At 69.3% G+C, this 12,636-nt stretch carries 8 protein-coding genes; 4 read left to right on the plus strand and 4 right to left on the minus strand.

Going from position 1 to position 12,636, the window contains the following annotated elements:
* Positions 1–99 precede the first annotated feature (99 nt).
* From dapF to ftsY, 3 genes are read left to right on the plus strand one after another with little or no spacing between them, the layout of a single operon-like run.
* A complete protein-coding gene (gene dapF / locus H261_RS02030; protein ID WP_008613759.1) occupies positions 100–954 on the plus strand; it encodes a diaminopimelate epimerase in 855 nt (284 codons plus the stop codon).
* Entirely contained in the window at positions 951–2,207 is a 1,257-nt protein-coding gene (mtaB, locus tag H261_RS02035; protein WP_008613760.1) for a tRNA (N(6)-L-threonylcarbamoyladenosine(37)-C(2))-methylthiotransferase MtaB, read from the plus strand. The genes dapF and mtaB overlap by 4 nt, the downstream gene beginning before the upstream one ends.
* The gene (gene ftsY / locus H261_RS02040; protein WP_008613761.1) at positions 2,204–3,202 is read left to right on the plus strand and encodes a signal recognition particle-docking protein FtsY; all 999 of its coding nucleotides are present in this window, start codon (positions 2,204–2,206) and stop codon (positions 3,200–3,202) included. The genes mtaB and ftsY overlap by 4 nt, the downstream gene beginning before the upstream one ends.
* Before the next feature lie 47 nt (positions 3,203–3,249).
* Here ftsY and H261_RS02045 read toward each other — a convergent pair whose 3' ends face one another.
* The 4 genes from H261_RS02045 to H261_RS02060 form a co-directional block, all read right to left on the minus strand.
* On the minus strand, positions 3,250–4,581 hold the full coding sequence (locus tag H261_RS02045; protein ID WP_008613763.1) for a methyl-accepting chemotaxis protein: 1,332 nt from the start codon (positions 4,579–4,581) through the stop codon (positions 3,250–3,252).
* An 11-nt stretch (positions 4,582–4,592) separates the two neighbouring features.
* Positions 4,593–5,123, minus strand: a complete 531-nt coding sequence (locus H261_RS02050; RefSeq protein ID WP_008613765.1) for a PAS domain-containing protein — start codon at positions 5,121–5,123, stop codon at positions 4,593–4,595.
* 93 nt (positions 5,124–5,216) lie between these two features.
* A complete protein-coding gene (locus H261_RS02055) occupies positions 5,217–8,261 on the minus strand; it encodes a CHAT domain-containing tetratricopeptide repeat protein (RefSeq protein ID WP_008613767.1) in 3,045 nt (1,014 codons plus the stop codon).
* Between the two features lie 111 nt (positions 8,262–8,372).
* Positions 8,373–10,025, minus strand: coding sequence for a SpoIIE family protein phosphatase (locus tag H261_RS02060; protein ID WP_081608833.1), 1,653 nt, complete (start codon positions 10,023–10,025; stop codon positions 8,373–8,375).
* Positions 10,026–10,403: 378 nt separating this feature from the next.
* On the opposite strand from H261_RS02060, the gene H261_RS23170 reads away from it, so the two are divergent.
* Complete coding sequence (locus H261_RS23170) at positions 10,404–12,611, plus strand: putative bifunctional diguanylate cyclase/phosphodiesterase (protein ID WP_152426648.1); 2,208 nt, start codon at positions 10,404–10,406, stop codon at positions 12,609–12,611.
* Positions 12,612–12,636 lie beyond the last annotated feature (25 nt).

Consider the following 12,636-nt stretch of genomic DNA (forward strand, 5'->3'; position numbering starts at 1 on the left):
TCAGGATAGGGGGCCGGACCGTCCCCGACAACCAGCCATGTGGTCCGGAACCTTGCGCAAGGCTGGACTCGGGCGCCTGCCGCCCCATATAACGCCATCATGAGCGAGACAGCCTGGCCCTTCCTGAAGATGCACGGCCTGGGGAACGACTTTGTCGTCCTCGACGCCCGCGCGCGCGCCCTTGATCTGACGCCGGAGCGGGTGCGCGCCATCGCGTCGCGCGGCACCGGGGTGGGCTGCGACCAACTGGTGGTGATGGCGCCCGCCACCGATCCTTGCGCCGACGCCCACATGCTGATCTACAACGCCGACGGCTCCGAGGTGGCGGCCTGCGGCAACGCGTCGCGCTGCGTCGCCTGGCTGCTGATGCAAGAGACCGGTGCGGACAAGGTGGTACTCCAGACCAAGGCCGGCCTGCTGGACGCCGAATCCCGCGGCCCCCATCTGGTGGCGGTGGATATGGGCCCGGCGCGGCTCGACTGGCGCGAGATACCCCTGGCCGAGGCGATGGACACCCTGCACCTGGGCATTTCCGCCGGCCCGCTCTCCGATCCCGTCGGGGTCGGCATGGGCAATCCCCACGCCGTGTTCTTCGTCGACGACGCCGGTTCCGTCGACCTCGCCGCCCTGGGCCGTGGCCTCGAGCATCACGCCCTGTTCCCCGAGCGCGCCAATATCGAGGTGGCCCAGGTCCTCACCCCCCCCGACGCCGGAATGGGCCGCATCCGCATGCGTGTGTGGGAGCGCGGCGCCGGCATCACCATGGCCTGCGGCACCGGCGCCTGTGCCACATTGGTGGCGGCGGCGCGGCGCGGCCTTAGCCCCCGCAAGGCCGAGATCATCCTGGACGGCGGCATGCTGACCATCGAGTGGCTGAAGGACAACCACGTCCTGATGACCGGCCCGGTAGCCGTGGCCTTTACCGGGGTGCTGGATTCCAGCCTGCTTCCATGACCACTAAAGCTCCAGAGGTCCTGACCTTCGGCTGCCGGCTCAACGCCTATGAGTCGGAAGTGATGAAGGAGCACGCCCGGGCGACGGAAAGCGGGGTCGAGACGGTGATCGTCAACACTTGCGCCGTCACCGCCGAGGCCGAACGCCAGGCGCGCCAGGCTATCCGCAAGATAAGGCGCGAACGTCCCGACGCCCGCATCGTGGTTACCGGCTGCGCCGCCCAGGCCAACCCCGAGACCTTCGGCGCCATGCCGGAGATCGACCAGATTCTCGGCAATGCCGAGAAGATGCGGCCCGACATCTTCGCCGCGCCGCCCACCCAGCGCATCGTGGTCGGCGACATCATGGAGGTGCGGGAAGTCGCCTCACACCTGGTGTCGGGCTTCGAGGGCCGGGCGCGCGCCTTCGTCGAGGTGCAGCAGGGCTGCGACCACCGCTGCACCTTCTGCATCATTCCCTTCGGGCGCGGTCCCAACCGCTCGGTGCCCATGGGCCGCATCGTCGAGCAGATCAGGGAGCTGGTGGCCGGCGGTTTCAACGAGGTGGTTCTGACCGGCGTCGACGTCACCGCCTATGGCGCCGACCTGCCGGGCAAGCCCAGCCTGGGCCAGTTGGTCCGCCGCCTGCTGGCGGCTGTCCCCGAATTGCCCCGCCTGCGCCTGTCGTCCCTCGATCCCGTCGAGGTGGACGAGGAGCTGCTGGCCGCCATCGCCGCCGAGGCACGGCTGCTGCCCCATTTCCACCTGTCGGTCCAGGCCGGCGACGACACCATCTTAAAGCGCATGAAGCGCCGCCACCTGCGGGACGACGTCATCGCCCTTGCCACCCGTATCCGCGCGTTTCGTCCCGATTCGGTGCTGGGCGCCGACATCATCGCCGGCTTCCCCACCGAGGACGAGGCGATGTTCCGGAAATCCCTCGATCTGGTGGACGAGGCGGGGCTGACCCACCTGCATGTCTTCCCCTTCTCGGCGCGGCCGGGCACCCCGGCGGCGCGCATGCCCAAGGTCAAGGGCGACGTGGTCAAGGAGCGCGCCGCCCGTCTCAGGGCCAAGGGCGCCCAGGCCATGGCGGCCTTCCTGCGGACCCGGATCGGCGGGATGGAAAGCGTGCTGGTCGAAAAGGACGGCAAGGGCCATTCCGCCCATTACCTGCCAGTCGCGGTGGCGGGTTGCGCGGCGGAGCCGGGGACGATATTGAACGTGCGCATCACCTCGGTAGACGGGGATGAACTGGTGGGGGACTTGGCATGAGCATCTTCGGGTTCGGTAAGAAGAAGGACGCGGCCCCCGCTCCGGCTCCCGACCCCGCCCCCACTCCCGCCGAGGAAAGCGCCTCGTGGTTCGGCCGCCTGAAATCCGGCCTCGCCAAGTCATCCTCCAAGCTGACCTCCGGGCTAGGCGACCTGTTCACCAAGCGCAAGCTGGACGACGAGGCGCTGGAGGAACTGGAAGAGCTGCTGATCACCGCCGATCTCGGCGTCGCCACCGCCGCCCGCGTCACCAAGCATCTGGCCAAGACCCGCTTCGGCCAGGACGTCACCTCCGACGAGATCAAGGCGACCCTGGCCGAGGAAATCACCCGCATCCTCGGCCCCGTCGCCCGGCCGCTGGCGATCGATCCGGCCCGCAAGCCGCATGTGGTGCTGGTGGTGGGCGTCAACGGCTCGGGCAAGACCACCACCATCGGCAAGATGGCCAAGACCTACAAGGATGCCGGCCTCAACGTCACCCTGGCGGCCGGCGACACCTTCCGCGCCGCCGCCGTCGAGCAGTTGAAGGTGTGGGGCGAACGCACCAACTGTCCGGTCATTGCGCGGGAAACCGGAGCCGACGCCGCCGGGCTGGCCTATGACGCCGTCGAGCAGTCGCGGGCCAGGGGCGACGACCTGCTGTTCATCGACACCGCCGGCCGTCTCCAGAACAAGGCCGACCTGATGGCCGAACTGGCCAAGCTGGTGCGCTCCATCAAGAAGGTGGACGAGACCGCTCCCCACGACGTTCTCCTGGTCCTCGACGCCACGGTGGGCCAGAACGCCCATTCCCAGGTGGAAATCTTCAAGGACATGGTCGCCGTCTCCGGCCTGGTGCTGACCAAGCTGGACGGTACGGCCCGGGGCGGCGTGCTGGTCGCCCTGGCCGAGAAATTCGGCCTGCCGGTCCACGCCATCGGCGTGGGCGAAAAGGTCGAGGATCTGCGGCCCTTCGAGGCGGACGCCTTCGCCCGCTCATTGGTGGGGATGGAATAGGACGGCGGTTTCCCGGCGGCATCGCACCCCCGTCCCCGGCAGGGCGGTCACCGCACCTTGCTGACGTACTGGTTGACCTCGGCGTTCAGCGCCTCGACCACCTTGGAGAGCGTCCGGGCGCTCCAGATGACGCGTACCGTGCCGCCGCAGGCCTGGGCGGTGGATTGCGACAGGTGGGCGACGTTCGCCGAGACTTCCGAGGCCTTGCCGGCCACCTCGTCGATATGGGCCGAGATGTCGCGGGTCACCGCCTCCTGCTCCTGCACCGCCCCGGCGATGGCCGAGGCGATGCCGTCGATGGTGCGGATGGTGGCGACCACGCCTTCGACGCCGCTGGCGGCGGCCCGCGCCGCGTCCTGCACCGCGCCCACCTGTCGCGAGATGTCGTCGGTGGCCCTGGCTGTCTGGTTGGCCAGGTTCTTGACCTCGTTGGCGACCACGGCGAAGCCTTTCCCGGCCTCGCCGGCCCGCGCCGCCTCGATGGTGGCGTTGAGGGCGAGAAGGTTGGTCTGGGCGGCGATGTCGTTGATCAACTGCACCACCACGCCGATCTGGCTGACCGATTCGGCCAGGCCGTTCATGCGCTCCACCGTCTCGCCGATATCGTTCACCGCATTCTGGGCCACCGAGGCCGACTGGGTGACCTGCTGGGCGATCTCGTTGATGGCCAGGGCCAATTGGCGGGTGGATTCGGACACCGCCGAGGCCAGCTGGGTGGTGGTCGATGCCGCTTCGCCCACGGTGATGGAGCGGCCGCCGGCGCTTTCCGAGCGGCTGGCCATGGTCTGGGCGGTGCGGCCGATGCCCATGGTGGCGCTGGACACCTGCGAGACCATGGCGTGGACGTTCTTCTCGAAGGCCTGGGTTTCCTGGTCGCGGGCCTCCATGTCGCCCAGCACCTTGTTGATCATTTCGGCGTAGACACGGTAATCGCCGCGCAATCCCTGCACGGGGATATAGCGGAAGTATTCCTTGGCGCCGGCCCGCTTCATGGCGGCGCCGGTATCTTTGGCGAATTCCTCGGTGAGATCGAGGACGTGGTTGAGGCCGTTCAGCATGCGGCCCAGCTCGTCCTTGCGGCCGATGCGCAGCACCCGGATATTGAGATCGCCCTGGGCGGCCTGATCGGCCACCGCGGCGCCGCGCTCGATCAGCCCCAGCACGGCGCCCGCCTCGCGGAAGGCGATCAGCGACACCACCAGCAGGAACAGGCCGGCCAGTCCCAGGGCCGCCAGCGCCCCGGCGGCGAAGCCGGTCCCGCCTTCGGCTCCGAACAGGCGCCAGATGGCGGCGGCGGCCACCAGCACGATGACGGCCACTCCCCCGCCCACCAGGAATGCGGCGGTGTTGGTCCGGTTCCGCAGCGACGGATTGGACATGATCTTCTCTCCTACCGGCTGATGGTCATGATCAGGCGGTCATAGCTGTCGAAGCCGAGATCGCCGATGGTCCTGACCAGGGCGGCGAAGCTCTGCTCCATGCCCTGCTTGCGGTCGGCGGCGCGGTTCTCGATGCCCAGCAGGGTCTCGTAGAGCGGCTTGACGGTGGCCACCGCCTCGGGCTTGGGGACGCGGCGGTTGGAATGATAGCCGACCATCCTGCCGGTCTGGTCGTAGCAGGGCGTCACATGGGCGAACACCCAGTAATGGTCGCCGTTCCTGGCCCGGTTCAGCACGTAGGCGAAGACCTCGTGGCCGTCGGCGATGCGGTCCCACAGGAACTTGAAGACGCAGCGCGGCATGGCCGGGTGACGCAAGATGGAGTGGGGCGCGCCGAGAAGCTCTTCCTCGGTATAGCCGCTGATGCCCAGGAACACGTCGTTGGCGTAGGTGATCTTTCCCGTCAGATCGGTCTTGGAGACGATGACGTCGTCCCACTGGAAGGTCCGCTCCACATTGGTGAGCGATCGGTCGATAGCCATGGCGGAGCCTTTCATCCAATAGATTTGTATATACCATATGGTTGATTGGAATGTGAGGCCGTGCCTGAGCGCGCCGCCGTTTCTTCCGTTTGGTCAGCGCCCGCCGCCGCCGTCGCCCACCAGGGAGAACGGCGCCCAGAAGGTGGGGTGGGCATAGGTGAACTGCTCCTTGCCCGCCTGGTCCAGGGGGCCGGGGTCGTCCATCAGGGCGAGCATGGTCTGGCGCAGGGCCTGGGCGCGCGACAGGGCGGGGTCGGCGGCCTGGCGGCGGAACAGATCGGTGGTCAGCAGGCGGGCCGAGGTGGTTTCGACCGGCCAGTTGCTGACCAGCAAGGCGCGGGTGCCGGCATAGAAGAAGGCGCGGCCCAGGCCGGAGACCGCCTCGGCGCCCGCCCCCTCGCCGGCGGCGGTGTTGCAGGCCGACAGCACCACCCAGTCGGCGTCCAGCTTCAACCCCATGATCCGCTCCATGGTCAGCACGCCGGCCGAGCCGTCGCCGCTCACCTCGGGTGAGGACAGCGCCAGGGCCGGCTGGTCCAGGCCGGCCAGGTCGCCGGGAATCAGCCCGTGGGTGGCGAACATGACGATGCGCCACTGGGAGAGGTCGAGGCTGCGCACCCTGGCCTCGCTGGCGCGGGCCTGCAGGAAGATATCCCGGTCGGGGTCGGCGCCCAGCACGAGGGCGATGCTCGACACCTCCTCGGCGGTATCGGGCAGACGCGGCAGCCGGGCCAGTTCGGCGGTGAAGCCCGGTCCGGTCTTGGGGGCGGCCCGGCGCTTGATGCCGCGCTGGGTGGCAGCGGGGGGCGGGGCCGCCGGCTCGTCGGCCTGATCCCGGGCGAACAGGGGATCGCCGAAGGCGACGAAGGTGTGGCGCGGCAGGCTGCGCTCGGGCAGGGCGCGCAGGGTGGCCAGCGCGCCGGCCGAAGGCAGTTGGGCGACCGCCACCTTGCGGGCCAGCCAGGGCACGTCGCGATACCGGGCGAAGAGCGGTCCACCGCCGGCGCCCTTGCCGGCCTTGGACGGCGGGGCGGTGGGCAGCAGGGCCAGCGGCAATTGCCCCAGCGGCCCGTGGGGCACGGTGAAGACGGTGCCGGCCTGGGCCCAGGCCGGCTCGATCGGGGCGAGGATTGCGGCATACAGCCGCCAGGCGCTGTCCAGGTCGAAATCGGGAATCTCGTCGATGTCGTTGATGGACAGGTCGAGGGCCCGGCGCAGCCCCTTGATCCGGCTTTCCAGCGCCACGCGGTCCAGGGGGGCGGTGACCGCCAGGGGCTCGCCAGTCGCCGGGACCGCCCAGGCGTGCAGCCGGTCGTCGGCGCTGTAGAAGGCCAGCATGGCTTCGCCGGGACGCAGATGGGCCTGGATGTCGGCCACGGTGCTGGGCCGGGGATTGGCCAGGCGGCCGTATTCGGGAAAGCGGCCGGCGATCTCCTTGAGATCGGCGCTCCGTCCGGCCTTCAGGGCCTTGAGGCGCATCTTCAGGTCGGCGATGGCGTCGGCGTCCAATTCCTCGGCCCGGGCGCTGATGGCATTGGCCAGCAGGCCGTTCAGCGCCGAGATCTGCTTTTCCGCGTCCTGGGCCCGCCGCGCCAGCCCGGCCAGGGCGGGGTCGGCGGCGGCGGCGCGCACCGCCGAGGCGGACAGGGCACGCTGTACCGATCGGCCGCGCGCCGCGTCGGCGAGGCGGAAGCTCTCCGCCACCCCCTGGGCGCCGCCCGCCTTGAGCAGCAGCGCCATGTCGGCCTCGAGGATCAGGCGCAGCTTCCGGTCGCGGGCCAGGTTGCCGGTTTCCTCGTCCTCGTCGTCGAGGCCCTCGACCAGCACCGGGATCGCCGTGGCGAAATGCCCGGCGGCTTCGTCGTCGCGGCCCAGCGCCGCCAGCGCGGCGGCCATGAAGCCCCGGGCCTGGGCGGTGGTGTAATGCTCGTCGCCCAGCCGCCGGGAAAAATCCTCCCAGGCGCGGGTGAACAGACCCAGGGAATCCTCGACGCTGCCGGTCTTGAGCATGGCCAGGGCGTAGTTGGGATTCTTGCGGACGAAGGCCTCCAGCCCGTCGGGGTCATCGGCGTAACCCTGGCGCATCAGGTCGAATTCGGCCCGGGCCTCGGTCCAGCGGGACTGGGCAGCCAGGATATCGGCCAGGACGCCGCGCGGGGCTCCGGTGCCCGCCACCCCGGCGGTCTGGATGATCTCGAGCCCCTTGCGGGCCAGGGATTCGCCTTCCTTGAGGCGGCCCTGCTCGGCGATGACGCGGCCCAGGGTGACCAGTCCGATCCCGGTGCGCTGCGACTTGGCGCCCACCGTGCTTTGATAGATGTTGAGCGCGGTGCGGGCCTCGTTCTCCGCTTCGGCCAGCCGGCCCTGCTGGCGCAGGTTCTCGGACAGCTGCGTATGGCGGTTGCCGACGATATAGGTCCCCCGCGTGTTGGGGGCGTTCTCGTAGACGGCGATGGTGCGGCGGTGCAGGGGTTCCGCCTCGGCCAGCTTGCCCTGGGCCTGCAGGACGGCGATCTGGCAGCGCAGCTCGTTGGTCTCGCGCCAGGTGGCGATGTTGGGATTGCGGTTGGAACGGTCGTTGGCGGCGCGGCGCGACATGGCCAGGCATTCGTCGCGGGCCGAGGCCGCCCCCTCGGCGTTGCCCAGCCTGGCGTATTGCTCGGCGATCAGCGCCAGGTTGCGTAGCGCCAGATTGTTCTGGGGGGTGGATTTGTTGGCCTCGCGCAATGCCGCGATGGCCGGCGCGAGACGGCCCAGATTCATCTGCGTCTGGGCCAGATTGTAGAAGATGTCGGCCCGGAGCTCGGCCTCCGGCGCCACCAGGCTCTCCGCCTTGCGCAGCGCCTTCAGCGCATCCACCTGCCGCCCCAGTTCGGCGGCGGCCATGCCGCGCGCGAAGAAGAAACCGGCGAGGACGTCGTTATCCTGGGTCTCGGGTTCGGGCTCGGCCAGCCGGGCGGCGGCGCGGGCGCGCCGTTCCGGGTTGCCGAGCAGGGAATCATCCAGCAGCCGGTCGGCCGAGGCCTCGGTGGCCTTGCGCTGCATGGGGCCGCCGCCGTCGGCGGGTTGGGCCGGAGCCGGGGCGCCCGGCAGCGCGGCCAGGATCAGGGCGACAGCGATGAGAAGCCGTGACGTCATGGCAGCCTTCCCGGGTCAGATCGGCGGCTCTGGTTTCCAGAACTGTGGTGGCGGCGGGGCGCCGGCGCAAGCATTTCCATCGCGGAGGACGGAGGACGGAGGGGGCGCCGGTCAGGGAGCCAGCGGCCGGATGGCGATGAAGGTCATGTCGTCGCGGCAGGGCTGCTCGCCGCGCCAGGCGTCGAGGGTGGCGAACAACCTCTCCTTCTGTTCCTCCAGCGGCAGATGGGCGAGGCCGCCCAGGGCTTCCTGCAGCCGCTTGCGGCCGAACAGCCGGCCGTTGGGGCCACCCATATGGTCGATCAGTCCGTCGGTGTAGAGGTAGAACACGGCGCCGGGGACGATGGGTACCTCGTGGCAGGCGAAGGTGGCGTCGGGCGGGCTGTCGCGATAGCCCAGGCTGCGCCGGTCGCCGCGGATCACTTTGATGTGGCCGCCGCTCCACACCATCAGCGGCAGGTTGGCGCCGGCGAAGGTGGCGACGCCGCGGCTCTTGTCGAAGACGCAGATGGCGGCGTCCAGCCCGTCGTCGGCGGGGGCGTCGGCCCGGTCCTGGCGCAGCGCCGACTTCACCAAAAAGTTGAGAAGAGCCAGGATCACCGCCGGGTCGTCATGGCCGTGGTGGTGGAGGATGCGGGCCAGGATCGACGACACCACGGCAGTCATGAAGGCGCCGGGCACACCGTGGCCGGTGCAGTCCATCACCGCCACCACGGTCTTGTCGCCGAAGGTTCCCGTCCAGTAATAGTCGCCGCCGACGATGTCGAAGGGGCGCCAGCCCACGGTGAACGCATCCACCGCCCCGTCCAGCGCCGCCGTGTCGGGCAGCAGCGCCGTCTGGATGCGGCTGGCGTAGCGGATGCCGTCGGAAATGAAGCGGTTGGCCTTTTCCAGCTCGGTGTTGGCCCGTTCGACGCCTTCCTTCTGCTGTTCCAGTTCGCGGGTACGCTCCTGAACCCGCAGTTCCAGATCGCGGGCCAGGGCGGCCAGCGCCCCTTCCGCGGCGTCGCGGCCGTCCAGGCCGCGCTGGGATTCGGCCAGCAGGGCGTTGACGTTGGACACCAGCAGCCCCAGTTCGTCGCCCTCGTGGCGGCGCGGCAGTTCGATCAGCGAGGCGCCAGGCCGGGCGGGGTCGACCGTGGCGATGGCATGGCCGATCTTCAGCAGCGGCTTGGTGATCAGGCCGTAGAACACCGCCACCACCAGCAGGCAGAGGATCACGGTGCGCGCCGCCCCCGAGGCGGCGCTGGCGGTGACGTGGTCCAGGTAGCGGTTGAGCAGCAGGGCCGGGTCGAGGTGCAGTTCCAGCTTGCCCACGTCGCCGGAGGTTTCCTTCATCCGGGTCTGGAGCAGCAGCGAATGCTGGGCCGTGTCGCCGAACAGGCGCTGGGCCAGGCCGGGAAAGGCGGTGGTGCCCGGCGGACGGCGGATCTGCCCCAGCACGTCGCCGAAATTGTCGGTGAGCCGGACCTCGGCGACCAGGGGGTCCAGGGCCAGGCCGCCCACCACCTCGCCGGCCAGGTCGTGGCTCAGCATGTAGGCGGCTTCCACCGCCATGCCGCGCACCAGGGCGAGGTCGGCCCGGCTGGCCTCGGCCACCTCGCGGCGCATCCGCTGGTAATCGGCCGACAGGTCCCAGATTCCCGACGCGGCGCCCAGGCCGAGGGCGATCAGCAGCGTCGCCACCGCCTGCTTGAACGACAGGCCGCGGAAGGTCCCGATGTCACGGGTTTGCGGGGGAGGAGGCGGTGTGTGGACGTTCACCGGCGGGCTCTCGACGGAAGGCGGACTGTCCCCATGATAAACAAGGCTGCGGGTCTGTCACGCTCATTCCATAGGCATTTTCCAGGATGGAACTGGTGATACCACCGGCGGGAAAAGGGGAAGATAAAAATAAGTATTTAAATACTTAAATACGCAATTAAGCGGGCCATGCCAAACCGCCGACTCTAATACTTTAGAAAATCTCCCTGAATCCGATGCTGATTCTTCTTGTAACGATAACCCGTCATCATATTAATACGGCCCGGACATTCGCCATCACAGATCGTCACAATCTCGATAGGAGTGTGAATTGGTCAGCGCGCCCAATACTTGCCCGAAGGTTCCGGTCATGACGGTTGCCTGCTCCGCGGGGCGGCCGTGAGCGGGCGCATGGGCAAGGCCGGCGCCGCCGCCCCCCTGGTTCTCGAGGATGCCCATGCATGGCTGGTGGAGGTGGTGGCCGGCACCCCGGTTCCCACCTTCGTGATCGACGCCGGGCACCGGGTCACCCACTGGAACCGCGCGCTGGAGGTGGTGACCGGCATTCCGGCGGCCGACGTGGTGGGGACCAGCCGGGCCTGGGTACCGTTCTACGCCGCCCCCCGGCCGGTGATGGCCGATCTGATCATCGACGGCACCATGGAGCGCGAGGTCGAGCATTACTACGCCGGCAAGTACCGGCGCTCGGCGGTGGTGGACGGCGCCTGGGAGGCCGAGGATTTCTTCCCCCATTTCCCCGATGGCGGCAAATGGCTGTCCTTCACCGCCACGGCGCTGCACGATTGCGCCGGCCGGGTGGTCGGCGCGGTGGAGACGCTGCGCGACATCACCCAGGAGAAGCGGGCCGAGCAGGCGCGGCGGGAAAGCGAGCACCGGCTGGCCGAGATCGTCGATGGCTGCCCGGTGCCGCTGTTCGTCATCGACGAGACCCACAAGGTTACCCACTGGAACCGGGCCTGCGAGGCGATCATCGGCGTTCCCGCCCCGGAAATGCTGGGGACCAGCGACCAGTGGCGGGCCTTCTACCCCTTCGCCCGCCCGGTGATGGCCGATCTGGTGGCCGACGGCAACGACGAGAACGCCATCTCGCTGCTCTATTCCGGCAAATACCACCCCTCCGCCCTGATTCCGGGAGCGTGGGAGGCGCTGGACCACTTCCCCCATTTCCGCGCCGGCGAGCGCTGGCTGGCCTTCACCGCCGCGCCGCTCAAGGGGCTGGACGGCAGCAATGCCGGCGCGGTGGAGACGTTGCAGGACGTCACCGCCCAGAAGCTCTACGAGGCCCGCCTCAGCCATCAGGCCACCCATGACGAACTGACCGGGCTGGCCAACCGGGTGCTGCTCACCGACCGCCTGACCCATGCCCTGACCCACGCGCGGCGCGACGGCTCGCTGCTGGCCCTGGTGTTCATCGACCTCGACCATTTCAAGGTGGTCAACGACACGTTGGGCCATCGGGTGGGCGACGAGCTGGTGCGCGCCGTGGCGCGGCGCATCGCCGCCTCGGTGCGGGAAGGCGACACCGTGGCCCGCATCGGCGGCGACGAATTCGTGGTGCTGCTGTGCGCCCCCGAATCCGAGGACGTGGTGGCCGAGATCGTCACCCGCCTGATCGCCGAGGTGTCGCGCCCGGTGATGGTCGAGGGGCACGAGCTGTGCGTCGGCTGTTCGGTGGGCATCGCGCTCTATCCCCGTGACGGCGGCGATTCCGCCACCCTGCTGATGCATGCCGACGCCGCCATGTACCGGGCCAAGGACAGCGGCCGCAGCACCTTCCACTTCTTCACCCCCGAGATGAACCAGCGCGCCACCGAGCGCCTGGGCCTGGAGCGAGACCTGCGCCACGCCCTGGACCGCGAGGAGCTGCGCCTGCTGTTCCAGCCCCAGGTGGATCTGGCCAGCGGCCGGGTGGTGGGGGCCGAGGCGCTGCTGCGCTGGGACCACCCGCGCGAGGGGCTGGTGATGCCGTCGCGCTTCATTCCCGTGGCCGAGGAAACCGGCCTGATCGTCCCCATCGGGCGCTGGGTGCTGGAGCAGGCCTGCCGGCTGGGCCATGCCTGGGCGGTGGACGCCGGGCGCTCCTTGCGCATTTCGGTCAACCTGTCGCCCCGGCAGTTCCGCGCCAAGGGGCTGGCCCGGGAGGTGGAGACCATCCTGCAGGCCCATGGCGGCGGGCATCTGTGCCTGGAACTGGAACTGACCGAGGGCACGGTCATGCACGATCCCGAAGAGGCCGCCGCCATCCTGCGGGCGCTGAAGGGCATGGGCGTGCGGCTGTCCATGGACGATTTCGGCACCGGCTATTCGTCCCTGGCTTATTTACGCGACTTCCCCTTCGACATGATCAAGATCGACCGTTCCTTCGTGGATTCGCTCCATCGCGGCCGGGGTGGCGAGGCCATCGTGCGCGCCGTGGTCGGGCTGGCCCGCTCGCTGGACCTCGGCGTGATCGCCGAGGGCGTCGAGACCGAGGCGCAGAAGGACTTCCTGACCCGCGAGGGCTGCGACGAGATGCAGGGCTTCCTGTTCTCGCGCCCCATTCCCGCCGGTGCCTTCCTCAACCTGCTGCGGACGGCGGCCACCTGAATGGAATGCGGGCGTCCCACCCGCC

This window comes from Paramagnetospirillum caucaseum (genome assembly GCF_000342045.1).
Taxonomy (GTDB): domain Bacteria; phylum Pseudomonadota; class Alphaproteobacteria; order Rhodospirillales; family Magnetospirillaceae; genus Phaeospirillum; species Phaeospirillum caucaseum.

Excerpts from the sequence above, each read along its gene's own strand:
- dapF (WP_008613759.1), top strand. The coding sequence starts at position 100 with ATGAGCGAGACAGCCTGGCCCTTCCTGAAGATGCACGGCCTGGGGAAC.
- mtaB (WP_008613760.1), top strand. The coding sequence starts at position 951 with ATGACCACTAAAGCTCCAGAGGTCCTGACCTTCGGCTGCCGGCTCAAC.
- ftsY (WP_008613761.1), top strand. The coding sequence starts at position 2,204 with ATGAGCATCTTCGGGTTCGGTAAGAAGAAGGACGCGGCCCCCGCTCCG.
- H261_RS02045 (WP_008613763.1), bottom strand. The coding sequence starts at position 4,581 with ATGTCCAATCCGTCGCTGCGGAACCGGACCAACACCGCCGCATTCCTG.
- H261_RS02050 (WP_008613765.1), bottom strand. The coding sequence starts at position 5,123 with ATGGCTATCGACCGATCGCTCACCAATGTGGAGCGGACCTTCCAGTGG.
- H261_RS02055 (WP_008613767.1), bottom strand. The coding sequence starts at position 8,261 with ATGACGTCACGGCTTCTCATCGCTGTCGCCCTGATCCTGGCCGCGCTG.